This window comes from Streptomyces malaysiensis subsp. malaysiensis (genome assembly GCF_040653035.1).
In the GTDB taxonomy this organism is placed as follows: domain Bacteria; phylum Actinomycetota; class Actinomycetes; order Streptomycetales; family Streptomycetaceae; genus Streptomyces; species Streptomyces malaysiensis.
Genome location: NZ_JBEZNG010000021.1, coordinates 1 through 25,151 on the forward strand (window position 1 = coordinate 1; position 25,151 = coordinate 25,151).

12 protein-coding genes are annotated in these 25,151 nt (G+C 72.9%); 10 read left to right on the top strand and 2 right to left on the bottom strand.

Annotated elements, in window-relative coordinates:
- Both AB0E24_RS32655 and AB0E24_RS32660 read right to left on the bottom strand, forming a co-directional pair.
- The coding region (locus AB0E24_RS32655) for an SDR family NAD(P)-dependent oxidoreductase (protein ID WP_359382426.1) at positions 1 to 11,586 on the bottom strand (11,586 nt) is incomplete at its 3' end.
- 321 nt (positions 11,587 to 11,907) lie between these two features.
- Positions 11,908 to 13,410 carry an alpha/beta hydrolase gene (locus AB0E24_RS32660; RefSeq protein WP_359382429.1) on the bottom strand — a complete coding sequence of 501 codons (1,503 nt, stop codon included), beginning with the start codon at positions 13,408 to 13,410 and terminating at the stop codon, positions 11,908 to 11,910.
- A 226-nt stretch (positions 13,411 to 13,636) separates the two neighbouring features.
- Between AB0E24_RS32660 and AB0E24_RS32665 the strand changes: the two genes are divergently transcribed.
- The 10 genes from AB0E24_RS32665 (at position 13,637) to AB0E24_RS32710 (ending at position 25,088) form a co-directional block, all read left to right on the top strand.
- Complete coding sequence (locus tag AB0E24_RS32665; RefSeq protein ID WP_359382433.1) at positions 13,637 to 14,893, top strand: ATP-grasp domain-containing protein; 1,257 nt, start codon at positions 13,637 to 13,639, stop codon at positions 14,891 to 14,893.
- A complete protein-coding gene (locus AB0E24_RS32670) occupies positions 14,890 to 15,741 on the top strand; it encodes a Rossmann-like domain-containing protein (RefSeq protein ID WP_359382435.1) in 852 nt (283 codons plus the stop codon). The genes AB0E24_RS32665 and AB0E24_RS32670 overlap by 4 nt, the downstream gene beginning before the upstream one ends.
- Positions 15,738 to 16,829: a PLP-dependent cysteine synthase family protein gene (locus AB0E24_RS32675; protein ID WP_347231761.1), complete on the top strand. Its 1,092-nt coding sequence runs from the start codon at positions 15,738 to 15,740 to the stop codon at positions 16,827 to 16,829. Before AB0E24_RS32670 ends, AB0E24_RS32675 begins: the two co-directional genes overlap by 4 nt.
- Positions 16,826 to 17,938 carry a dipeptide epimerase gene (locus AB0E24_RS32680; RefSeq protein WP_359382439.1) on the top strand — a complete coding sequence of 371 codons (1,113 nt, stop codon included), beginning with the start codon at positions 16,826 to 16,828 and terminating at the stop codon, positions 17,936 to 17,938. Before AB0E24_RS32675 ends, AB0E24_RS32680 begins: the two co-directional genes overlap by 4 nt.
- Positions 17,922 to 19,175, top strand: a complete 1,254-nt coding sequence (locus tag AB0E24_RS32685) for an MFS transporter (protein ID WP_347214607.1) — start codon at positions 17,922 to 17,924, stop codon at positions 19,173 to 19,175. Before AB0E24_RS32680 ends, AB0E24_RS32685 begins: the two co-directional genes overlap by 17 nt.
- A 16-nt stretch (positions 19,176 to 19,191) precedes the next feature.
- Positions 19,192 to 19,995: a class I SAM-dependent methyltransferase gene (locus AB0E24_RS32690; protein WP_359382443.1), complete on the top strand. Its 804-nt coding sequence runs from the start codon at positions 19,192 to 19,194 to the stop codon at positions 19,993 to 19,995.
- A 101-nt stretch (positions 19,996 to 20,096) separates the two neighbouring features.
- On the top strand, positions 20,097 to 21,686 hold the full coding sequence (locus AB0E24_RS32695; protein WP_359382445.1) for an ABC transporter substrate-binding protein: 1,590 nt from the start codon (positions 20,097 to 20,099) through the stop codon (positions 21,684 to 21,686).
- On the top strand, positions 21,683 to 22,636 hold the full coding sequence (locus tag AB0E24_RS32700) for an ABC transporter permease (protein WP_359382447.1): 954 nt from the start codon (positions 21,683 to 21,685) through the stop codon (positions 22,634 to 22,636). The genes AB0E24_RS32695 and AB0E24_RS32700 overlap by 4 nt, the downstream gene beginning before the upstream one ends.
- Positions 22,637 to 22,710: 74 nt before the next feature.
- Positions 22,711 to 23,514 (top strand): ABC transporter permease, encoded by an 804-nt coding sequence (locus AB0E24_RS32705; RefSeq protein ID WP_435865353.1) that lies wholly within the window; start codon positions 22,711 to 22,713, stop codon positions 23,512 to 23,514.
- On the top strand, positions 23,511 to 25,088 hold the full coding sequence (locus AB0E24_RS32710) for an ABC transporter ATP-binding protein (RefSeq protein WP_359382451.1): 1,578 nt from the start codon (positions 23,511 to 23,513) through the stop codon (positions 25,086 to 25,088). Before AB0E24_RS32705 ends, AB0E24_RS32710 begins: the two co-directional genes overlap by 4 nt.
- The last annotated feature ends 63 nt before the right edge of the window (positions 25,089 to 25,151 follow it).

Here is a 25,151-nt window from a genome sequence, read left to right on the forward strand (position 1 = left end):
CATCATGGCGCCGTGTCCGGTGAGGTGGTGGGCGATGGTTTGGCTGCGGAGGGTGATGATTTTGGCGGCGGTGGGGAGGGTGAGGTGTCCGGCGACGTGGGCGGCGGCGATTTCGCCTTGGGAGTGGCCGATGACGGCGTCGGGGTGGATGCCGTTGGCTTGCCAGAGTGTGGCGAGGGAGACCATGAGGGCGAAGGTGGTGGGCTGGAGGACATCGACACGGTCGAGCGAGGGCGCGCCGGGTGCGCCGGTGATGACGTCGATCAGCGACCAGTCGGTGTACGGGGCCAGGGCCTCGGCGCATTCGTGGAGCCGGGCCGCGAAGACCGGCGAAGTGTCGAGGAGTTGAGCTCCCATCCCGGCCCATTGGGCGCCTTGGCCGGGGAAGACGAAGACAGTCTTGCCGTGGGTGGTGGCGTGGCCGGTGGTGAGCCGGGGGTGTGGCTGCCCGCTCGCGAGGGCGGTGAGTGCGGCCGTGGTCTCAGTGCTTTCGGTGGTGGTGTCGGTGAGGATAACGGCGCGGTGGTCGTGAAGGGTGCGGGTGGTCGCCAGGGACCAGCCGATGTCCACGGGGTGTGCGTCGGCGCCGGATTCCAGGTGGTCCAGGAGGCGTTGGGCCTGTGCCCGCAGGGCGGCGGGGGACTTGGCCGACAGCGTCCACGGCACGAATCCGCCGGTCGCCACGAGCCCAGGGGTGTCCGTGCCGTCGTCCGCCCGCGACATGTCTTCGGACTCGGGCTGAGGCGCCTGCTCCAGGATGAGATGGGCGTTCGTACCGCTGATACCGAAGGAGGAGATCCCGGCGCGGCGCGGGTGTCCGTTCACCGGCCAGGGCCGCGCCTCGGTGAGCAGCGACACCGCGCCCTGGGACCAATCCACTTCGGGGGTGGGCTCGTTCGCGTGCAGGGAGCGCGGAAGCGTGTCGTGCCGCATCGCCAGCACCATCTTGATGACGCTGGACACACCCGCCGCGGCCAGCGTGTGCCCGGTGTTCGACTTCAGCGATCCCAGCCACACCGGCTCGTCACCCTGCCGCTCCTGGCCGTAGGTGGCCAGGAGTGCCTGTGCCTCGATGGGGTCGCCGAGTGCGGTTCCGGTGCCGTGGGCCTCGACGGCGTCCACATCGGCCGCCGTCAGTCCGGCGTTCGCCAGTGCCTGTCGTATCACCCGTTGCTGGGAGGGCCCGTTGGGCGCGGTGAGGCCGTTGCTCGCGCCGTCCTGGTTGACCGCCGTGCCACGGATCACGGCCAGTACCTCATGGCCGTTGCGGCGGGCGTCCGAGAGCCGTTCCAGCAGCAGTACCCCGACACCCTCACTGAACGTGGTGCCGTCCGCGCCCGCGCCGAACGCCTTGCACAGACCGTCCGGCGCCAGACCGCGCTGGCGCGAGAACTCCACGAACGCCGACGGCCGCCCCATCACCGTGGAGCCTCCGGCCAGCGCCATCGAGCACTCGCCTTGCCGCAACGCCTGTACGGCCCAGTGCATGGCCACCAGTGAGGAGGAGCACGCCGTGTCCACCGTGACCGCCGGGCCCTCCAGGCCCAGCACATACGCCACCCGGCCGGAGGCGACACTCGTCGCCGAGCCGGTGAGCAGGTAGCCCTCCAGGTCCTCGGGGGCGGGTCCGCTGCGCACGCCGTAGTCCTGGTTGATGACACCGGCGAACACGCCGATGTCCCGGCCTCCCACAGCGGTCGGGTCCATGCCCGCCCGCTCGAACGTCTCCCAGCAGGCTTCCAGGAACAGCCGCTGCTGCGGGTCCATCGCCAGCGCCTCGCGCGGCGAGATGCCGAAGAAGTCCGCGTCGAAACCGGCGGCGTCCTCGAGGAACCCGCCACGCAGCACATAGGAGGTGCCACTGTGGTCCGGGTCGGCGTCGTACAGCGCCTCCAGGTCCCAGCCCCGGTCGCGGGGGAAGTCGGTGATGCCGTCGCGCTCCCCGAGCAGCAGATCCCACAGCCCGTCCGGGTCGGTCACCCCGCCCGGCAGTCGGCAACTCATCGCCACCACGGCGATCGGCTCGTCCGCGGCGGTGCGCACGGGCACCGGGGCCGCCTTGGCGGGCGCCGGATCGCCACCCAGCTCGGCGCGGAACAGCTCGGCGAGGAGTGCCGGAGTCGGGTGGTCGAAGAGCAGCGTCGCGGGCAGCCGCAGCCCGGTGGCCGAGTTGAGCCGGTTGCGCAGTTCGACCGCCGTCAGCGAGTCGAAGCCCATCTCCTTGAACGCCACCGTCGGCTCGATCGCCTCCGGACCGGTGTGGCCGAGGACCACCGCGGCCTCCGCCCGCACCAGGTTGAGCAGGAACTCCCGCTGCCCGGTGGGGGACAGCCCGGCCAGCTGCCCCGACAGACCACCGGCGGTCGGAGCCGCGGCCCGCGCGGTGCGCCGCGCCGGGCGAGCCAGCCCACGCAGCAGCGGTGACAGCTCGGCGTCCGGTGCGCGGAGGGCGGTGACGTCGACCTTCGCGGCTACGAGTGCGGGCAGCCCGGACCGCAGCCCGGTGTCGAACACCCGCAGCGCCTCGGCGTTGTCCATGCCGAGCACACCCGCCCGCCGGGTGCGGCGTACGTCGGCGGCGTCCATCGTCGCGGTGAGCGTGCTGGTGTCGCTCCACAGCCCCCACGCCAGCGAGGTGGCGGGCAGATGGCGGGCGTGGCGCCACTGGGTGAAGGCGTCGAGGAACGCGTTGGCGGCGGCGTAGTTGGCCTGGCCCGCGTTGCCGAGCGTTCCGGCGGCGGAGGAGTAGACGACGAACGCCGCGAGGTCGTGGTCGTGGGTGAGGTCGTGGAGGTGGGTGATGGCGTCGATTTTGGGGCGGAAGACGGTGTCGAGTCGTTGGGGGGTGAGGGTGGTGAGGGTGCCGTCGTCGAGGGTTCCGGCGGTGTGGATGACGGCGGTGAGGGGGTGGTCGGGTGGGATGTTGGTGAGGGTGGTGGTGAGGTGGTGGCGGTCGGCGGTGTCGCAGGCGGTGATGTGGATGTGTGCGCCGAGTTCGGTGAGTTCGGTGCTGAGGTCGGCGGCGCCGGGGGCGTCGGGGCCTTGGCGGCTGATGAGGAGCAGGTGGCGTGCGCCGTGGTGGGTGATGAGGTGGCGGGCGATGGTGGCGCCGAGGGTGCCGGTGCCGCCGGTGATCAGGACGGTGCCGTCGGGGTCGAGGGTGCGGGGGATGGTGAGCACGATCTTGCCGGTGTGCCGGCCCTGGCTCATCCAGCGGAACGCCGCCGGCGCCTGCGAAACGTCCCAGTGCCGTACCGGCAGCGGCTTGATCGGGCCCCGCCGGAACAGCTCCACCAGCTCCGCGAGCAACTCCCGGATACGGTCAGGCCCCGCGTCGCCTCCCAGGTCGAACGCCTGGTAGCCCACGCCGGGATGCGCTTCGGCGACCGTGGCGGGGTCGCGGATGTCGTTCTTGCCCATCTCCACGAACCGGCCACCGGAGCTGAGCAGCCCCAGCGAGGCGTCCACATACTCGCCGGTGAGGGAGTTCAGCACTACGTCCAGCGCGGGAAACGCCGAGGCGAAACCGAGGTCGCGGCTGGACGCCAGATGCCCCTCCGGCACCCCCAACGCGGTCAGCACATGGTGCTTGGACGGATGCGCGGTGGCGTACACGGTGGCGCCGAAGTGCCGTGCCAGCTGGACGGCGGCCATGCCCACACCACCGGCGGCGGCGTGCACCAGCACCGTCTCACCCGGCTGGACGTCGCCCAGGTCCCGCAGCCCGTACAGCGCCGTGAGATAGGCCACCGGCACCCCGGCGGCCGTGGCGTACGACCAGCCCTCGGGGATGGGCGCGACGGTTCGCGCGTCCGCGGTGGCCAGCGGGCCGAACGAGCGGGGAAACAGGCCCATCACCCGGTCGCCCACGGCCAGGCCCTCGACCCCCGGGCCGACCTCGGTCACCACACCGGCACCCTCGCCGCCCAGACCCTCCTGCCCCGCCACACCGCCGAGCGCCACGAGCACGTCCCGGAAGTTCTGACCGGCGGCGCGGACTTCGATCCGGACCTGACCGGGGGCCAGGGGCGCGGTGGCCTCCGGATCGGGCCGCAGCACCAGGTTCTCCAGGCTGCCCTTCTCCGAGACGTCGAGGTACCAGTGTTCATGCGCGGGTACGGCGAGACCCTGCGGCGAGCGCACCAGACGCGGCACCCACAGCAGCCCACGGCGCAGCGCCGACTGCGGTTCGCCGGACGCCACCGCCACGGGCAGGGCCTCATGCGACACATTGTCGGTGTCCACCAGGGCGATCCGGCCGGGGTGTTCGGACTGGGCGGAGCGGACCAGGCCCCAGATCGCGGCGGCGGCCGGATCGGTGACCTCGGCGGTGTCATGTACGGACACCGCACCACGGGTGAGCAACACCAGCCGGACGTCGGCGAGTTCGGGCTGGCCGACCCACCGCTGCACCAGGTCCAGCGCACGGGCGGCCAGGTCCCGGGCGCGCGCGGGCAGGCCCGTGTGCTCGGTGGCCCAGGCCGTAGTGTCGGCGACCACGGCCTCGGGCCGGTCCGGCCGGTCCTCCGCCGCGATGAGCGCGTCCAGGTCGTCCGCGTGGCCGTCGCCGAGGGTGGCCCAGGAGACCTCGCTCCCCGGGGCAGCGGGGTGTTCGGTCCAGTCCAGCGTGAAGAGCGAATCGGCGGACCGATCGGCGCCGCTGGAGGCGGCGGCGAGTTGCTCGGGGCTGATCGCCCGGAGCACCAGGGAGTCCACCGAGGCGACGGGCGAGCCGGTGGTGTCGAACAGGCTGATGGTGAACGAGTCCGGGCCGGTGGCGCGGGCGCGCACACGGACGGCCGTGGCTCCCGCCGCCAGCAGCCGTACGTCGTTCCACACGAAGGGGAGCAGCGTCTGGCCCGGGGCCGGGGGAACACAGAAGTTGCTCGCGTGTAGTGCGGCGTCCAGCAGTGTCGGGTGGATGCCGAACCGGCCGGCGGTCTCCGTCGGCTCCTCCGGCAGCGCGGCCTCCGCGTACACCTCGCCGTCGCGCTTCCAGACCGCCTTCAGCCCGCGGAACGCGGGGCCGTACTCATATCCGGCCTCTGCGAGGTTGTCGTAGAAGTCATCCAGGGCGACGGGTTCGACGCCGGGCGGCGGCCACTCGGCCAGGCCGTCCTCGGCCGCGCCGTCCGGCTGGGTGGCGAGTGTGCCCGAGGCGTGCTCCAGCCACTCCTGGGCCGAGTCGGCGCGGGAGTAGATCCGCACTCCCCGGCGCCCGCCCTCCTCGCCGCCGACCAGTACCTGGACATGCAGCGCCCCGTCGTCGGGCAGTGTCATCGGCTGGCCGATGACCAGCTCTTCCAGGGTGGGGGTGGCGGTCTCGTCTCCGGCGCGAATGGCGAGTTCGGCCATCGCGGCGCCGGGCAGCAGCACCGTTCCCGAGACGGCGTGGTCCGCCAGCCATGGGTGGGTGGCCACCGACAGCTGTCCGGTGAGCAGCACACCGCCGGTGTCGGGGACGCTCACCACGGCCCCGGTCAGCGGATGGCCGGTGTCCTGGAGACCCACGGCACTCACATCGCCCGCGTTGGTGTTGCGGGGGAGCCAGTAGTGGTGGTGTTGGAAGGGGTAGGTGGGGAGGTGTGTGGGGTGGGGGTTGGTGTGGGTGTAGAGGGTGGTCCAGTTGGGTGTGTGGCCGTGGGTGGTGAGGTGGGCGAGGTGGGTGAGGAATCGGGTGGGGGTGTCGTCGTTGCGGCGGAGGGTGCCGGTGATGGTGGTGTTGGGGGTGTTGGTGGTTTCGAGGGTTTCTTGGATGGCGGTGGTGAGGACGGGGTGGGGGCTGATTTCGATGAAGGTGCGGTAGCCGTCGTCGGCGAGGGTGCGGATGGTGCTGTCGAACTGGACGGTTTGGCGGAGGTTGCGGAACCAGTAGCCGCCGTCAGCCGTGTTGGGTCCGATCCACTCGCCGGTGACGGTGGAGAGCCAGGGGATGGTGCCGGTGGAGGTGTTGACACCGTTGAGTACGTGGTCCAGCTGGTCTTCGATGGTGTCGACGTGTCCGGTGTGGGAGGCGTAGTCGACGGGGATGATGCGGGCTCGGATGCCTTGGCCGGTGTAGTGGGTGTGGAGTTCGTGGAGGGCGTCGGTGTCGCCTGCGATGACGGTGGCGTTGGGGCTGTTGTGTGCGGCGATCCAGAGTTTGCCGTGCCAGTGGGTGAGGTCGATGGTGTCGGCGGGGGCGGCGAGGGACATCATGCCGCCGTGTCCGGCGAGGTGGTGGGCGATGGTTTGGCTGCGGAGGGTGATGATTTTGGCGGCGGTGGGGAGGGTGAGGTGTCCGGCGACGCAGGCGGCGGCGATTTCGCCTTGGGAGTGGCCGATGACGGCGTCGGGGTGGATGCCGCAGGACTGCCACAGTGCGGCGAGGGAGACGACGACGGCGAAGGTGGCGGGTTGTACGACATCGACGCGGTCGAGCGAGGGCGCGTCGGGTGCGCCGGTGATGACGTCGATGAGCGACCAGTCGGTGTACGGGGCCAGGGCCGCGGCGCATTCGTGGAGGCGTTCGGCGAAGACGGGCGAGGTGTCGAGGAGCTGTGCCCCCATCCCGGCCCATTGGGCGCCTTGGCCGGGGAAGACGAACACGGTCTTGCCGTCCGCCGCGGTCTGTCCGGTGACCAGAAGCGGGTCAGGCCGTCCCTCCGCCAGGGCACGGGCGGTCGCCACGCCGCCTTCGGTGTCCGTAGCGAGGATGACCGCTCGGTGTTCCAGAGCCGCGCGGGTGGTGGCCAGGGACCAGCCCACATCCACCGCACGCGGGGCATCGCCCAACTCCAGGCGCTTGACGAGACGTTCGGCCTGAGCGCGCAGCGTCGAGGGGCTCTTGGCGGACAGCACCCACGGCACCACACCGCCGGTGGCCACTAAGCCAGGCGTACCCACGTCGTCCGCCTCTGCCGCGGGCACGACCGCTTCCGGTGCCTGCTCCAGGACCACATGTGCGTTCGTCCCACTGACGCCGAAGGACGAGACTCCGGCGCGGCGGGGGTGCCCCGTCTCCGGCCAGGGCCGGGCCTCGGAGAGCAGGGACACCGCGCCCGAAGCCCAGTCGACCTTGCTGGTGGGCTCTTCCACATGCAGCGTCTTCGGCAGCACGCCGCCCCGCATCGCCAGCACCATCTTGATCACACCGGCCACGCCCGCCGCCGCCTGCGCATGCCCGATGTTCGACTTCAACGAACCGAGCCACAGCGGCCGATCCTCCGACCGCTCCTGCCCGTACGTGGCCAGCAGGGCCTGGGCCTCGATCGGGTCGCCGAGGGCGGTGCCGGTGCCATGGGCCTCCACCGCGTCCACATCGGCCACTGTCAGTCCGGCGTTTGCCAATGCCTGTCGGATCACTCGTTCCTGGGAGGGGCCGTTGGGCGCGGTCAGGCCGTTGGAGGCGCCGTCCTGGTTGACGGCGGTGCCACGGATGACCGCGAGTACCTCGTGGCCGTTGCGGCGGGCGTCGGACAGCCGTTCCAGCAGCAAGAGCCCTACGCCCTCGGACCAGTTGGTGCCGTCGGCGCCCTCCGCGAAGGACTTGCAGCGCCCGTCCGGGGCGAGGCCGCGCTGGCGGGAGAACTCGATGAACGACGTCGGCCTGCTCATCACCGCGACACCCCCGGCGAGCGCCAACGAGCACTCGCCGGTACGCACCGCCTGAACCGCCAGGTGCAGCGCCACCAGTGAGGACGAGCAGGCGGTGTCCACGGTCACCGCTGGCCCGGTCAGTCCCAGCGCGTATGCCACGCGCCCGGAGACGACGCTCCCCGCGCTGCCCACACCGAGGTGGCCCTCCAAGCCCTCCGCCGCACTCCCCGCGTCGGCCCCGTAGTCGTGGTACATCACTCCGCTGAACACACCGACGTCGGTGCCGTGCAGCGAACTCGGGTCGATCCCGGCGTTCTCGAAGGTCTCCCACGCGGTCTCCAGCAGCAGCCGCTGCTGCGGGTCCATGGCCAGCGCCTCACGTGGCGAGATGCCGAAGAAGGCGGCGTCGAACCCGCCCGCGTCGGTGAGGAATCCGCCCTCGCGCACGTAGGACTTGCCCACGGCGTCCGGGTCGGGGTCGAACAGCCCGGCCAGGTCCCACCCCCGGTCCTCCGGGAATCCCCCGATCGCGTCGCGGCCGTCGGACACCAACCGCCACAGGTCCTCGGGCGTGCGGACCTCGCCCGGGAGGTGGCAGCCCATCGCCACGATCGCCACCGGCCCGTCGGACACCCCGCGCGCCCGCACCGGAGCGTGCTCGCTCCGCCTTCCGGTGATCTCGCGCACCAGATGCCGCGCCAGCGCGGTCGGGGTCGGATGGTCGAAGACCACCGTGGCGGCGAGCCGTGCCCCGGTGGCCGCGTTCAGCCGGTTCCGCAGCGCGACCGCGGTGAGTGAGGTGAAGCCGAACGCGCTGAACGCCTGGCCGGGCTCGACCGGGTCGGCCGAGGCCAGCCCCAGCGCCGCCGCGGCGTGCTCCCGCACCAGCGCCAGCGCCGTGCGCTGGCGGCCGGACTCGCTCTCGGCGGCCAACCGCCGCCGGAGCTCCGCGGCGGCGGGCTCGTCCGACGTCGGTACGGCGGACGGCGCGTCCACCAGGTGGCGCAGCACCGCGGGCACGGGCTCGCCGCCCGGCAGCCCCTGGGTGCTTGGCCTGAGCAGCACCAGCGGGCCCTGGTCGGCGGTCAGCGCCGCGTCGAACAGGGCCAGCGCCTCGGGCAGCGGTACGGCACCGGCCACCGGCGCCGTACCGTGCTCGCCCGGCAGCGGGCCCCAGGCCAGGGCCAGCCCGGCCAGGCCCAGCGCCCGGCGTCGCCGCACCAGGGCTTCGCCGAACTGGTCGGCGGCCGCGCGGTCCGGGCGGCCCGGTGAGCCGAGCACCCCGGCGGCGGAGGTGACGACGACGAACAGCGCCGGGTCGGCCCGCCGGGTCCGCTCCTCCAGATGCGTCATGCCACGCAGCGAAGTGTCGAACGACCGCTCCGGGCCCGGCTCTTCGATATGCACCGCGGCGGTCACCGGCCGGTCCTGTGCGTCCAGCACCGCATCCAGCGCCGCCCGGTCGGCCGGGTCGCACACGGCCATCGAGACCTGGGCACCGTCGTGCGCCAACTCACTCCGCAACGCGGCCGCCGCCTCCTCCGGCAGACCATTCGCACTGAGCAGCAGCAGGTTCCGGGCGCCGTACCCGGCCACCAGGTGGCGGGCCAGCGCGGTGCCGCGGGCGGTGTCGCCACCGGTGATCACGACCAGTCCGTCCGGGTCCAGGGCCGGGGCGGGGCCCGGCTCCGCGGGGACCGAGACGCGCGTCAGGCGCGGCACCAGCAGCACTCCGGTACGGACCGCCGCCTGGTCGTGGCCGTTCTCGACGGCGCGCCGCAGCGCGGCCCCTCGGCGGTCCCCGTCCCCTTCTCCCGCGCGGACCCTCTCCACGTCCGTGTCCAGGTCAAGGTCCACGTCCACGTCCACGTCTGCGTCAACATCCACCAGGGTCAGCCGACCGGGACAGGCGGCCTGGAGCGACCGCACCACACCCCACAGCGCGGCCGACAGCGGCTCCGGTGCGTCCGCCTCGGTGCCGGTGGCCACCGCGCTCGTGGTGGCCACCACGAACTTCGTTCCGGCCAGCCGGTCGTCGGCCAGCCAGCCGCCCAGCCGGGCCGCCAACCCGTCGACCAGGTCCTGCCCCGCCTCGGGGAGGCCCGCCACCGGAGGCGCCACCACGACCACATCCGGAGCCGGACGACCGCCACCTCCGGCGGCGTCGGTCACGAGGCCATCCATCGAGTCGGCTACGAGGCCATCCACCGAGTCGGTCACGAGGTCGGCAACCGAGTCGGTCACGAGGCCATCCACCGAGTCGGCCACCAGACCGGCCACGGAACCACCCGCACCCTCGGCCACCACCCGCGCGTCCACTCCCGCGGCCCGCAGCCCCTCCGCGAGGCCGAGTGTGTCGCCGTCCAGCAGCGCCCAGGTGACCGCCCCGGCCGGGGCGTCCGGCAGCGCGGGCTGCGGAACCCAATCCAGCCTCAGCAGCGAGTCGTACTGGCCGTCCCCGGCGGCCCGCAGCCGTGCGGGCAGCTCAAGCAGCACATGCCGGGTGATCTTCCCCGAGGCGGTGCGCGGCACCCGCGCGATCTCGTAGATCTCCTCCGGCACCTTGAAGTACGACAGCCGCTCGCGGCACGTGGCCAGCAGCGCCGACGGGTCGAAGCCGTCCGGGCCGGGCACCACGAAGGCCACCGGGACCTCGCCGAGTACCGCGTGCGGCTTGCCCACCACGGCCACGTCCGCCACCCCGGGCACGGTGCGCAACACGGCCTCGACCTCGCCCGGGTGGATGTTCTCCCCGGCGCGGATGACGAGTTCCTTGATCCGGCCGGTCACCGTGCAGAATCCGGCCTTGTCGCGGCGGCCGAGGTCCCCGGTGCGGTACCAGCCGTCGCGCAGCGCCGCGGCCGTCGCCTCCGGCTGGTTGTGGTACCCGGCCATGATGTTCGGCCCGGACACCCAGAACTCGCCCTCCTGCCCGGCCGGAACGTCGGCTCCGGTGTCCGGGTCCACCAGCCGCACCGTCAGCCCCGGCACCGGCAGCCCGCACGACCCCTCGACCCGGGGGCCGGTGGGCCAGTTCACCGCGATGGCGCCACAGGTCTCGGTGCTGCCGTACGCGTCCACGAGCGGCACTCCGAAGGTGGACTCGAACGACCTGACCAGGTCCGCCGTGGCCACCGCCCCGCCCACGAGCGCCACCCGCAGCTCGGGCGCGGCGAAGTCGCGCTCCCGCGCCGCCTCGATCAGATGGTGGTAGAGCGTCGGCACTCCGGCGACGAAGGTCGACCGCTCCTCGCGCAGCGCCTCCAGCACATCGGCCGTCGCCACCCCGTCCACGATCCGGGTACTGGCCCCGACGGCGGTCGCCGCCAGCAGACACACGATGTGCGACAGGCTGTGGAACAGCGGGAGCGGCCACAGCACCCGGTCCTCGGCGGTCAGCCCGGTCACGGGTACGTAGCAGGCGGCCAGGGACCACAGGCAGTTCCGTTGAGTGGACAGCACGCCTTTCGGCAGGCCCGTGGTGCCCGAGGTGTAGAGCATCCACGCGACCTCGTCCAGGCCCAGGTCGTCGCGGGCCGCCAGCTCCGGCTCGGTGTCCGGCAGTGGCTCGTACGCGATGAACCCCTTGGGCAGCGGTCCGTCGCCACTGACGACCACCCTCAGCTCCGGGATCTGCTCCCGCAGCCGGTCGAACTGGTCGGCGTGGGCGGCGTCGGTGAGCACCAGCCGGGCGCCGCTGTCGCCGAGCAGATAGGAGAGTTCCGCGTCGGTCGACCGCGGGTTGACCGGCACCGCGATGGCGTTCGCGCGCAACACGCCGAAGTAGCTCTCCAGCGTCTCCACGCGGTTGCCCAGGCAGATCATCGCGCGGTCGCCGGGGTGCAGCCGCAGCCCCGCGAGATGCCCGGCCAGCCGCCGGGTACGGCGCTCGAGTTCGGCATGGCTGACCGTGCGGTGGCCGTCGGAACAGGCCGGCTTGTCACCGAAGCGATCCGCGTTGGCCCGGAGCAGTTCGGGCACCGGCCGGATCAGGTCAGTCCGTAGCATGCCGCCACACCTCTCGGTTCGAAGCAGGGCGCGCGGGAGGAGCGACCGGCCCGCGTGGGATCGCTCCCCGCGCGGGACGGCCGCGCTCCGGTTGCGCGGCCCGAGGGAAAGAAGGCCCGGGAGAGAAAGCTCGAACGAGCTTGGGAAAGCTCGCCGTTGTAGTTGTGATTCTTGTTCCGGCGGCGAGCGGGCCGTCCCCTAAACAGCCCCCTCATTCCCCCTGACCGCGGTGGCGACAGCGGCTGTCAGGCGGAACGCGGGGGCCTCGACGCCTGTTCGGCGCGGCATCGGGATGTCGAAGCGCACAGTGGCGAAACCCGGTCAGCCCCGCGGCTCGGGCAGCCCCGGACCGGCGCAGTGCACATCGGCCGCCGGAAGGGCCCCGTCGACCAGATACGCGGCGGCGGCTCCGTCCACGCAGGGGTTGCCCCGGCTGGCGAACACGCCGTGGGAGTAGTCCTGGTGGAGCGTCACCAGCCGGGAACCGGGCAGCAGACGCCGGAGCCGGTGCGCGCCCTCGATGGGGGTGACCGGGTCGTGGGCGGAGGCGATCAGCAGGACGGGCGGGGCGCCGGGGCCGCCGAGCCGGGTGCGGTGGGCGGGCCGGTGGTGCCAGTAGGCGCAGCTGGACGCCTCGATGCCGGTGAGCACCGGCTGCGGATCCAGCCGCCGCAGGCGGCGTACGTCGGCCACCACCTGACGGGGCGTGGGGGCGTGGCCGTCCGCGCACTTCACGATGCGGTTGGCGGCTTCGTAGTTGCGCGACTCGGGGCCGTCGAAGGGGGCGGTGGGGCGCAGGGCGCCGATGTCGCCGTCGCTCAGATAGGCGTGCAGGCCGTCGGCGAGGCCCGTCCAGCGTTCGGTGCGGCCGAGCGCGCGGTAGACGGCGCGGTCGAAGGCGGCCGCGCCGAACCCGTCCACCGGGCGGGTGGCGAGCCCCGTGCGCACCCGCAGATACGCCGCGCGCACCGCCTCGGGGCTGTCGCCGAGCCGGAACCGGCCGGTGTGCTCCGCCGTCCAGCGGAAGAAGACATCGCGCTGGCGCAGCAGGGCCCGGGTCTGGCGCAGATCGAAGCCGTACCACTCCTCGGGGCCGACGACGCTGTCGAGCACCATGCGGGACACATGGCGGGGGAAGTGGGCGGCGTAGGCGGCGCCGAGGTAGCTGCCGTAGGAGACCCCGAGGAAGCTGGTGCGCCGCTCGCCGAGCGCCGCCCGGATGGCGTCCATGTCGTGCGCGGTCTGCTCCGTCGACAGGTACGGCAGGGCGCCGCCCGCCCCCGCCGCGCAGTCGTCCGCCATGCGCCGCAGGGAGCCGAGGTGTGCGCGTTCCGCCCTGGGGCCGACCGGTACGGGATCGGCGCCCGGACCGTCGAAGAGACCGCCCATACGGCCGCAGTCGGCGGGCGTGCTGTGGCCTACACCGCGCGGGTCGAAGCCGATGATGTCGTACGAGCGCCGGACGCTCTCGGGGAGTTTGGCCCGTTTGGTGACCGCGTACGGCAGCCCCGACCCGCCGGGCCCGCCCGGGTTCACCAGAAGGATGCCGCGCCGCTCTGCGGGGGACCCGGAGGCCCGTACGCGGGAGACGGCGATCCGGAGGTGTTCGCCCTCCGGGTGGTGCCGATCCAGCGGAACGGCGAGCGTCGCGCATGCGACGCGCTCCGGCGCGGGCGGGTCCGGTACGGAGTCCGGGCAGGCGCCGAAACGAAGGGTCGGGGCCGGGGCGTCGGCGTGGGCGTGGGCGGGCGCGCCGGTGAGGAGGGTCGCGGCACACGCCATGAGGGCGCAGGCCACCGAGGAGCGCCGGGCGGGGGGAGCCATGGGTCTCGCTATCTGGTGAGTGGCGGACGCGATCGGAGGAGGGGGCTGTGACCGCGCCCACCGAGAAGTTTTCGAACCATCAGATGACAATGAAAACGATTCTCGATTAATGTGCGGTGGGCGGTCAAGGCGAGGACACCCGACGCGCCCGGCGCCGGAACCGCCCTGCCCTCAGCCCGACGACGACGAACGTTGCCCCTCAACCTGACGACGACGAAGGAGAGTTGTGGCCCACCTGCTGATGGTCGAGAGCTGGGTCGGATCGATGAGCAGGCTGCTGCCACGGGCGATCCGGGAGAGTGGGCACGAGTTCACCTTCCTCACGCGCGATCTGCACCACTATCTGCGTTCGGCGCCCGAGGGCACCGCCCATCCGCTGCTCGCCGCCCGCCATGTGCTCACCGCCGACACCAACGACACCGACTCCCTGCTGTCGCTGGTGGAACGGCTGCACACCACGCTGGGCTTCGACGGCGTCATCACCTCCTGCGACTACTACCTGCCGACGGTCGCTCGCATCGCCGGTCGGCTGGGGTTGCCCGGACCCTCCGCGGAAGCGGTGGAGAGCGCCTGCCGCAAGGACGCCACCCGGCGGGTGCTCGAAGCCGCCGGAGTGGCCGGACCGCGCTACGCCGTCTGCGCCGACTGGGCGCGGACCGCCGAGGCGGCGCGGCACATCGGCTATCCGCTGGTGGTCAAGCCCGTGGACCTGTGCGCCGGAATGTACGTACGGCGGGTGGATGACGAAGGCGGGTTGCTGGACGCCTTTCGCGCGCTCGCCGGCTTCCCCGTCAACGCCCGTGGCCAGCGCCGTTCACCCGTCGTATTGCTCGAAGAGCTCCTCGACGGGCCGGAGTTCAGCGTTGAGACGGTGTCGTTCGGCGGTGCGGCCGAGGTGGTCGGGGTGACGGACAAGAGCGTCGGCGGGGCGCCCGCGTTCATCGAGACCGGGCATATGTTCCCGGCCGCGCTCGCTCCGGAGGACGCCGAAGCGGTGTGCGAGACCGCGCTGCTCGCGCTGAAGGCGCTCGGCCTGGACGGCGTCGTGGCCCACACCGAGATCAAGCTGACCACCGCCGGGCCACGGGTGGTCGAGGTCAACCCCCGCCCCGCGGGCAACCGCATCACCGAACTGGTCCGCCATGTCACCGGCGTCGACCTCGCCGCCGCCTTCGTGGACGTCGCGCTCGGCAAGCGGCCCGATCTGCGGCGGCGGGACACCGGGCTGCGCAGCGCCGCCATCGGCTTCCTGGTGCCGGACACCGCCGGAACGCTGGTCTCGATCGAGGGCGGCGACGCGGTATGGGAGGAGCCGGACGTCCTCGAGGTGCGGCTCGCCGAGCCCGGCGAACACGTCAAGGCGGCCGGCAGCAACAACGAATACCTCGGCCACATCATGGCGGCCGACACGGAAGGACCTGGGGCCCGCGACCGCGTCGAGGCCCTGCTGGCCGGGCTGCGCCCGCGTGTGGTGATCGCATGACGACGGACACCGGGCAGACCGCCGAACGCACCGCCCGCCCAGGGGAGTTGTCCTCCGGGGAACTGCTCGGCCGGGCGCTGGACGGGGCACTCGGGCCCGACCCGCGAACGCTGCGGATCGCCGTGGCCTTCACCACGCGCCAGGCCGTACGCCACGACGGGCGCAGCGGTGGCTACCGCAACGAGGTGCTCAGCCTGCGCCTCGCGGAGGCCGTCGGCTCCTGCGCGGTCGAACCCGGCGCGCTGCCCGACGGAGCGATCGACGACTGCGTGGGCGCGGACGTGGCCCGGCTGCTGCGCCACGACCTGACACCGGTCCGGATCGCTGCCCTCGACGCCTATCTGATGCATGTGCTGCCGCACACCCCCGGCCACGGGGCCCGGCCGGTGTCCCTCGCGGCGGGGGACTCCCTCCGCAAGTCCCGTGCGCGGGCCGAATCCGTCACCGGGCTGCTGGACCTGGCGCCGGGCCGGACCGTCCTCGTCGTGGGCGTGGTCAACTCCCTTCTGGAGGCGCTGCGTTCACGAGGACTGCGCTATCTGCCCTGCGACCTCAAGGGCGGCACCACGGAGTGGGGAGAGCCGATAGCCACCGACGCGCTCGCGCGGCTGGACCACTGCGACGCCGTGCTCGCCTCCGGTATGACGCTCGGCAACGGCACCTTCGAGCCACTGCGCGAACACGCCCTGCGCCACGGCAAGCAACTGGTGATGTTCGCCCAGACCGGCAGCGCGGTCCTGCCCCGTCTGATCGGCGCCGGGGTCAGCGCGGTGTGCGCCGAGCCCTACCCCTTCTTCTGGCTCGACGGCGGCCCCGGGACCATCCACTGTTACGGGGGCGCGCCATGACCACGGCCCTCCACCCCGCCCCTGCGGGCGGTGGCCTTCTCGCCCTGCTCGGCCGCACCCCGCTCGCCCGGATCACCACCGATCTGCCCTGCCCCCACCCCGGCTTCTGGGCCAAGCTGGAAGGGCTCGGCGCCGGTGGGATGAAGGCACGCGCCGCCGTGTCCATGCTGCTCGGCGCCCGGGAGCGCGGCGAACTGCGGTCCGGCGCCCCGGTGGTGGAATCCACCTCCGGCACGCTCGGCATCGGCCTCGCCTTCGCGGGCCAGGCGCTCGGCCACCCCATCGTGCTGGTCTGCGACACCGAGCTCGAACCGTCGATGCGGCAGCTGCTGCGCACCTACGGCGTCCGCCTGGAACTCGTGGACCGCCCGGCGGCCGAGGGCGGCTGGCAGGCCGCCCGGCTGGCGCGGCTGCGCGAACTGCTGGCGCTGCTGCCGGACGCGTACTGGCCCGATCAGTACAACAACCCCGACAACACCTCCGGTTACGCCTCGCTCGCCGCCGAACTGACCGGTCAGCTCGACCATCTCGACATCCTGGTGTGCAGCGTCGGCACCGGCGGCCACAGCGCCGGCCTCATCCGGCCACTGCGCGAACGCTGGCCCGCGCTGCGGCTCATCGGGGTCGATGCCACCGGATCCACCATCTTCGGCCAGCCCGCACGGCCCCGGCTGATGCGCGGGCTGGGCAGCAGCATCCACCCGCGCAACGTGGCCTACGACGCCTTCGACGAGGTCCACTGGGTGGGCCCGGCCGAGGCGGCGCACACCTGCCGGGCGCTGGCCAGGGGCAGCTTCATCAGCGGCGGCTGGAGCACCGGGGCCGTGGGGCTCGTCGCCGCCTGGGCCGCCCGCGTCCACCCCGGAGCCGTCGTCGCCACCGTCTTCCCCGACGGACCGCACCGCTATCTCGGCACCGTCTACGACGACGACTTCGCCACCGCACACGGCCTCGACCTGACCACCGCCGTCACCCGGCCCGTGCAGATCGCGCACCCGCGCGCCGCCGAGGCCACCGGCTGGGTGCGCTGCACCACCGTCACCGACCCGCTGAGCAGCGGGTCCCCGACCCTGGAAAGTACCTCGTGAAAGCCCGTCAGCGCACCGTACGCCTCGAACTCGCCGAGCCGCTGCGTATCTCCCGTTCCACCATGGCCGCCCGCGACGCCGTCTGGCTGACCGTCGAACATGCGGGGCAGTACGGCCACGGCGAGGCCGTCACCAGCGGCTACTACGGCCTCGACACCGCCACCCTCCAGCGGCTGCTGCACGAGGCGGGCCAGGACCTGGCGCGCTTCGCCGACCCGGAGAGCGCGCTGTCCGCCGTGTGCGAGGAGGAGTACGGCCGCAACCGCCCGGCGGCGGTGCGGGCCGCCGTCGAATCGGCACTCCTCGACCTCCGCGGCAAACGCGCGGGCCTGCCCCTCCACCGGCTTCTCGACGCCGCCACGACGCGGCAGTTCGCCGCCACCGCCCGCACCGTGGGAATCGTCCCGGTCGAGCGGGCGGCGGCGCAGGCCCGGTGCCTGGCCGACAGTGGATTCTCCATCATCAAGATCAAGGCAGGGGCCCAGGACCCCGAGGACGACGTGGAACGCGTACGGGCCGTGCGCGCCGCCGCGCCCACCGCCCGGCTGCTGCTCGACCCCAACGGCGCCTGGACCGTGGCCCAGGCGCGGGAACTGCTGCCGCGCTTCGCGGACCTCACCGTCGAGGCCGTCGAACAGCCCATCGCACCGGGTGACCCCGAGGCGCTGGCGCGGCTCGCCGAACGCTCACCGCTGCCGGTCATCGCGGACGAGGACGCCGTGGACCACGAGGACGTCCGCCGGCTCGCCGGGCGGGTGCGGGGCGTCAACGTCAAGCTGGCCAAGTGCGGCGGCGTCCACGCGGCGCTGCGGATCGCCTCGCTGATCGAGGGCAGCGGCACCGAGCTGATGCTCGGCTGTCTGACCGCCAGCACCCTCGGCCTCGCGCCCGCCGTCCACCTCGTGGGCCGCGCCCGCTGGATCGACCTCGACGGACATCTGCTGCTCGCCCATGACCCGTGGACCGGCATCGGGGGCACCGACGGGGTCGTACGGACCAGTGGCCGCCCCGGACTCGGCGTGCGACGACGGACCACGGCTGCGGCGGGCGCCGAGGGCGTCGAGGGAGCCGCAGGAGCCGGAGGGGACGACCGTGAAGACCTGGCATGAACTGCGGGGCTTCCCGCTCGCGATCCGTCTGCTGCTGATCAACCAACTCGGCGTCAACACCGGCTTCTACCTGCTCATCCCGTATCTCGCCACCCATCTGAGCGAGGATCTCGGCATGTCGGCGGCCGTCGTCGGCACGGTGCTGGGGGTACGCAACCTCAGCCAGCAGGGTCTGTTCATCATCGGCGGATCGGCCTCCGACCGGCTGGGCGCACGCGGGGTCATCATCACCGGCTGTGCGGTACGCACCCTCGGATTCGCGCTCTTCGCACTCGGCGACGGCCTGCCGGTGCTGCTCGCCGCCTCGGTGCTCAGCGGCCTGGCGGGCGCCCTGTTCAACCCTGCCGTACGGGCCTATCTGGCGCAGGAGGCGGGCGGGCGCCAAGCGGAGGCGTTCGCGCTGTTCAACGTCTTCGCGACCACCGGCGCCCTGATCGGGCCGCTGCTCGGCAGCGCCCTGCTGCTCGTGGACTTCCGTGCCTCCGCGCTCACCGCCGCCGCGATCTTCGCGCTGCTGACCGTCGCCCAGGCGTTGGTGCTCCCCGCCCGCACCGTCACACCGCCGCCCGGCGGCGTCCTCGCGGACTGGCGGGAAGTGGTCGGCAACCGCGCCTTTCTGGCCTTCGCGCTGGCCATGGTCGGCATGTTCACACTCGAGAATCAGCTGTATCTGCTGCTGCCCGCCGGGGCGCGCCAGGCCACCGGCTGGGATGGCGCGGCCGGGCTCGTCTTCCTCGTCGGCACGCTCACCAATCTCGCACTCCAGCTGCGGATCACCCGCGCCCTGAAGGCGCGCGGCAGCCGGGCACGGTGGATCTGCGTGGGCCTGGCGCTGATGGGTCTGGCCTTCCTGCCGCCCATGGTGGTCGCGGGCGCCTCGCCCGGCGGGCCGGGGACGAAGGCGCTGTACGCCCTGCCGGTACTGGCCGGTGCCCTCCTGCTCTACCTGGGCGTGATGGTCGCCCAGCCCTTTGTGATGGAGCTGATCCCCGGCTTCGGGCGAACCGAGCTCACCGGCACCTATTTCGGGCTCTTCTACGTGGTCTCCGGCATCGCCGCGGCCGTGGGCAACACGGCCGTCGGCTGGGCCATGGACGCCGGGGCGCACGGGGGCGCCGCCTGGCTGCCCTGGGCCTGCTGTCTGGCCTTCGGCCTCGCCTCGGCCGGTGGCGTCGCCCGGCTGCACCGCACCGGAACACTGCCCGCCCCGCGCCCGGCCGTCCCCGTGGCCGCCTGAGAGAGAACGGCACGAGATGCGACACGAACCACAGCGCAACACGCCCCGGGGCAATCTGCTCACCGACAGCCCCGAACTGTACGAGGCCAGATTCCCCGACCCCGAACGGATCGCGGGCCGCTGGACCGAGGACGTCCTGCGGCGGTACGGCGCCGGTCCGCGGGTCCTGGACATCGGCTGCGGCACCGGGCGCGACGCCGCGTATCTGCACGGCGCGGGCCGCACGGTCGTCGGGGCCGACCTCTCGACGGCGATGCTGGAGTACGCCCGCGAGCACCACCCGGGACCGGAGTACCGCCACGCCGATCTGCGCGGCTTCGACCTCGGCACCTTCGACGCCGTGGTGTGCCTGGACAGCGCCCTGCTGTACTGCCACACCAACGACGAGCTCGACGGCTTCCTCACCTCCTGCCGCGCCGGGCTGGCGCCCGGCGGCCTCCTCGTCACGGAGCTGCGCAACGGTGCCTTCTTCCTGGGCCGTACCGAACTCCTCGACACGCCCACCGTCGACGCCTTCAGCCGCCACGGCACCGTCCACCGGTCCACCACCACCCTGTCCCTCGACCGCGCGGCGCAGCTGTTGCGCCGGAGGCGCGTATGGACCGCCGACGACGGGTCCCCGCCGGTCGAGCAGCACTCGGCCTGGCGACTGCTCTTCCCGCAGGAGCTACGGCACTTCCTGACCGGCCACGGCTTCACCGTCCTCGGCCTGTACGACCGGCCGGGGCCGCGCACCGAGCCACCGTGGCGCGAGGGCGACGACGCGGCCACCACGGTCGACGCCGACCGGCTGCATCTCGTCGCCCGGCTGACCGGCTGACCGGCTGAGCGAACCAGGCCCATGCGGGCCGTTATCCAGGCTGACCGCCACCGGGCCGCCACCGCCGACGACCGCCCCCGACACCTTCGAGGAACACCGCCATGCACGATGAACCCGCTCCCCGCCGCCTCCCGAGCCCGCACCGGCGCGGCTTCCTCGCCACGGCCTCGGGCCTGGCCGGGCTCGGCGCACTCACCCTCGCCGGATGCGGCGGCGGCACCTCCGGCCGGGACGATGCGAAGGGCGACGGAAAGCCACGGCGCGGCGGACGGCTGCGCGCCGCCTTCGCGGGCGGCGGTGCGAGCGAAACGCTCGATCCGCATCTGGGCAATCTGTTCGCCGATGTCGCCCGCGCCAAGGCGCTCTTCGACAAGCTCGCCGACTACGGCGCCGACCTCTCCGCCCGGCCGCGCCTGGCCCGGTCGTGGGAGCCGAACGCGGGCCTGGACCGCTGGCAGGTCGCCCTGCGGGACGCCGCCTTCCACAACGGCAAGCCGGTGACCGCGCGGGACGTCCTCTACAGCTACCGCCGTATCGCCGACCCGAAGCGGGCGTTCCGCGCCAAGGCGTCCCTCGAACCCATCGATCTCACGGCGAGCCGGGCCGTGGACCGGCGGACCGTCGAGTTCGTCCTCAAGCGCCCGACCGCCGAATTCCCCAATATCCTCGCCGCGTTCGGCGCGTACATCGTCCCCGACGGCGCCGAGGATTTCGATCGCAAGCCGGTCGGCAGCGGGCCCTTCCGGCTCGTCTCCTTCGCCCCGGGACGCTCCACCGTGCTGCGGCGCAACGACGCCTACTGGGACGGCGCCCCCTACCTCGACGAGCTCGAATTCATCGTGGCGAACGAGGAGTCCGCCCGCGTCAACGCGCTCCTCGGCGGCCAGGTCGAGTACGCCCATGAGCTGAACCCCACCACCGCCCGCGCCCATGAGCGCGGCGGCCGGATGGAGATCGTCCGGCTGCCGGGCAGCACCATGCAGGCGTTCGCGATGAAAACCGACCGCCCGCCCTTCGATGACAAGCGCGTCCGTGAGGCGTTCTTCCTCATCGCCGACCGGAAGGAGCTGATCGACGGCGCCCTGTCCGGCGCGGGCCAACTCGGCAACGACCTGTTCGGCAAGGGGTATGAGTACTACCCGGCCGGGCTCCCGCAGCGCGAACAGGACCTCGCCCGCGCGCGCAAGCTGCTGAAGCAGGCAGGTGCGGACGGCCTCAGGGTCACCCTCGACACCTCGTCCGTCGCCGCCGGATTCACCGAGGCCGCCGCCATCTTCCGCGACCAGGCCGCCAAGGCCGGAGTCAAGATCACGGTGCGGAACGGCAGCAAGGACTCCTACTGGAGCGACATCCTCGACTCCGGCACCCTGTGCAGCTACCGCTCCGGCGCCATGCCCATCGAGTCCCATATCTCCCAGCGGCTGCTCACCGACTCCACCACCAACGCCACCAAATGGCATCACCGGGACTTCGACTCCCTCTACCAGCAGGCCCAGTCCACCAAGGACGACAAGGCCCGCGCCGCCGTCTACGAGCGCATGCAGCGCCGTCTGTACGCCGAAGGGGGCTTCCTGGTCTGGGGGTTCGCCGACTGGATCATCGGCACCGCGCCCGCCGTGGGCGGCGTCGACCGCGAGGCCCCGGCCAACACCCTGGGCTGGGCCCGCTTCGACAAGGTCTGGCTCCGTTGACGCCCGTGCGCCCCTGGCTCGTCCGGCGGCTGCTGCTCGGCGCCGCCCAGACCGTGGCCGTGGTGCTGCTGGTCTTCGCGCTCACCGAGGCGCTGCCGGGGGACGCCGCCGTGGTACTCGCCGGGGACCAGCCCGACCCGGCGCGGATCGCCGCCATCCGCGACACCATGGAGCTGGACCGGCCCGCCGCCGTCCGCCTGCTGGACTGGGCGGCCGGGCTGGCGCACGGCGACCTCGGCACCTCGCTGGTCTCGGGACGGCCCGTGAACTCGTATGTGACCGACGGCTTCGGCCCCACCCTGCTCCTCGCCTCCCTCGCGGTGTTGCTCCTGGTGCCGGCCGGGGTGGGGCTGGGCGTGCTCGCCGCCCGCCACCAGGGGCGGCTCGTGGACCGGGCCATCTCGACGGTGACCCTCGGCGTCTACGCCGTCCCCGAATTCGCCCTCGGTGTGCTGCTGGTGACCGTCTTCGCGCTGCGGCTGGGCTGGCTGCCGCCGACGGCCGTGGGCTACGGCACCGATCTGCTCGCCCACCCCGCCGCGCTGGTGCTTCCCGTGCTCGTCCTGCTGTCCCGGCCGGTGTGTTCGCTGGCCCGCATGGTGCGCGCCGGAATGATCGAGGCGCTCGCCTCGCCGTACGTCGCCCAGGCGCGCCGGTACGGCATCCATGGCGCCCGGGTCCGCTACGCACACGCCCTGCCCAATGCCATGGCCCCGGCCGCCCAGCACCTCGCCCGCACGGTGGACTGGCTGCTGTGCGGGGTCATCGTCGTGGAGGCGCTGTTCGTGATCCCCGGTCTGGGAACCGTGCTGATGAACGCGGTCGCCGAACGCGATGTGCCCGTGGTCCAAGGGCTCGCGGTGGTCTTCGGCGTCGTCACCGTCGTCCTGAACATCGGCGCCGATCTGGTCACCCGCCGATTCGCACCCCGTGGCGAGGTGACGGCGTGAGCGCGTACGCCGACGAGCGGCCGGAAAGGGGTCACCGGGCCCGGCCGGGGCGGGGGCGCTGGGCGCTCGCCGTCGTGATCGTGGCCGTGCCCCTCGTCCTCGCCCTGCTCGGGCCGCTGTTCGCCGGTGCGCCCGGACCGCGCGCCACCTCCTTCACACTCGGTGGCGGCCACTGGCTCGGTACCGACTTCGTGGGCCGCGACGTCTGGCGGCAGATCCTGCTCGGCGGGCGGCCGGTGGTGCTCACCGCGCTGGCGGCGACCGCGCTCGGGTATCTGGTGGCGCTGCCGATCGGGCTCATCGCCGCGCTCACCCACCGCGGCTGGCTGGAGGAGCTGCTCATGCGCCCCCTGGACATCCTGCTCGCCGTACCGTCGCTGCTGCTGATCCTGCTGGTCGCCACCGTCTTCACCCCGGGCGCGGCGGGTCTGGCGCTGCTGGTGGCGCTCGCCAACATCCCGGACGCGGCCCGGCTGGTGCGCGCCGCGGCCGCCGAGGCCGCCTCGCGCCCGGCGGTCGAGGCGATGCGCATGCAGGGCGAGACATGGTGGCGCATGGGGGTCGGCTACGTCGGGCGGTCGATCCTGCGCACGCTGGCCGCCGACGCCGGAATCCGGCTCACCGGAGTGCTCTATCTGGTGGCCACGGCGGCCTTCCTGGGTGTCGGCGTGGCACCGGACGCCGCGGACTGGGCGGTGATGGTGGACCGCAACCGCACCGGGCTGTTCGTCCAGCCTTGGGCGGTCGTGGTGCCCGCGCTGCTGATCGTCGCCCTGACCACGGGCGGCAACCTGCTGTTCGACGCCGCACTGGACCACGCCCGGCGCCCGGAGACGAAGGGCGCGCGTCCGGAGAAGAAGATGGGGAAACGCACGTGAACGCGGTCGCCGAGATCAAGGATCTGCGCGTCGAGATCGACGGCCGGGCCGTCGTCGACCGGATGAGCCTGCGGGTGCCGCCCGGAAAGGTCACCGCGCTGGTGGGCCCGTCCGGCAGCGGCAAGACGACCACGGGGCTTGCGCTGCTCGGCGAGTACCCGCCGGGGGCCCAGGTGACGGGCGAAGTACAGGTGGCCGAGGGGCTGGTCGGCTATGTCCCCCAGCATCCGGCCACGGTCCTCAACCCCGCCCGCCGGATCGGCGCGCTCCTCCATGACATCGCCCGCACGCAGGTGCGCCATCTGCCGCGTTCCGAGCGCCGAGCCGAGGTCCGAGAGCGGGTGCTCGCCGCCCTGGCCCAGGCCCAACTGCCGGATGGGGACGTGCTGTTGCGGCGCTATCCGCATCAGCTGTCCGGCGGTCAGCAGCAGCGGGTCGTCCTCGCACAGGCGCTGCTCCTCGGCGCGCGGGTCGTGGTCGCGGACGAACCGACCACGGGCCAGGACGCGCTGACCAAACGCCGCGTTGTCGAGCGGCTGTCCGCGGTCGCCGAGCGCGGTATCGCCGTCGTACTCCTCAGCCACGATCTGGATGTGGTGCGGGCGCTCGCCGACGAGGTGGTGATCGTGCGCACCGGCCGGGTGGTGGAGTCGGGCCCCGCCGAGCGGCTGTGGACGGCGCCCGCGCACCCCTGGACCCGTACGCTCCTCGCGGCACGGCCGACACCGCCCACGGCCCCGGAGAGCGCCCCGCCGGGCGGCGTACCACGCGAGATACGGCAGCCGGGGGAGGCGGCCCCCGGGCTGCGGGTGCGCGGGCTGACCGCACGGCACGGCGCCACCACCGTGCTGCGCCCCTCCGATCTCACCGTCCGGTCCGGCACTTGCCTGGCCGTCGTCGGCCGCTCGGGCAGCGGCAAGACCACGCTCGCCCGGTGCCTGGCCGGACTCCACCGCGACCATGACGGACATGTACTGCTCGACGGCGCCCCGCTGCCCCGGAGCCTGCGCGCCCGTACCCGGGAGCAACTCGCCGCGGTCCAGTACGTCTTCCAGGACGCACGGGCCGCCTTCGACGAACACCGGCCGGTCCTGGACCAGGTGGCGCGCACGGCGACACGGCTGCGAGGGGCCGCCCCGGCCGAGGCGCGCGCCGAGGCGGACGCCACGCTGGGCGGTCTCGGGCTCGCCCCCGACCTGGTACGACGCCTCCCCGGGCAGCTGTCCGGCGGCGAGTCGCAGCGTGCCGCGCTCGCCCGTGCCCTGCTCGCCCGGCCCCGGGTGCTCATATGCGACGAGGTCACCTCCGGACTCGACCCCATCACCCGGCGCGACATCCTCGACCGGCTCATCGCCCTGCCCCGCGACCGCGACGAGCTGGCCCTGATCCTCATCACCCACGACCTGGACGTGGCGGCCCTGGCCACGCGCATCGCCGTCCTGGAGGCGGGCGAGGTGATCGAGCAGGGCCCGGCACACCAGGTGCTCACCGCACCGGGCCACGCGTTCACGGCCTCGCTGGTCCGTGCGTCGTCGGCCCTCTCCCCGGGACCGGGCCGACCGGCAGGTGAATGAGTCTGGAGCGGATGTTCCGTCGTCTGTTTGTATGTCCTCCGGACCAAGCGATTCAGGGGGTGG

Coding starts and splice junctions, on each gene's coding strand:
- AB0E24_RS32660 (WP_359382429.1), bottom strand. CDS start 13,410: ATGGCTCCCCCCGCCCGGCGCTCCTCGGTGGCCTGCGCCCTCATGGCG.
- AB0E24_RS32675 (WP_347231761.1), top strand. CDS start 15,738: ATGACCACGGCCCTCCACCCCGCCCCTGCGGGCGGTGGCCTTCTCGCC.
- AB0E24_RS32695 (WP_359382445.1), top strand. CDS start 20,097: ATGCACGATGAACCCGCTCCCCGCCGCCTCCCGAGCCCGCACCGGCGC.
- AB0E24_RS32690 (WP_359382443.1), top strand. CDS start 19,192: ATGCGACACGAACCACAGCGCAACACGCCCCGGGGCAATCTGCTCACC.
- AB0E24_RS32670 (WP_359382435.1), top strand. CDS start 14,890: ATGACGACGGACACCGGGCAGACCGCCGAACGCACCGCCCGCCCAGGG.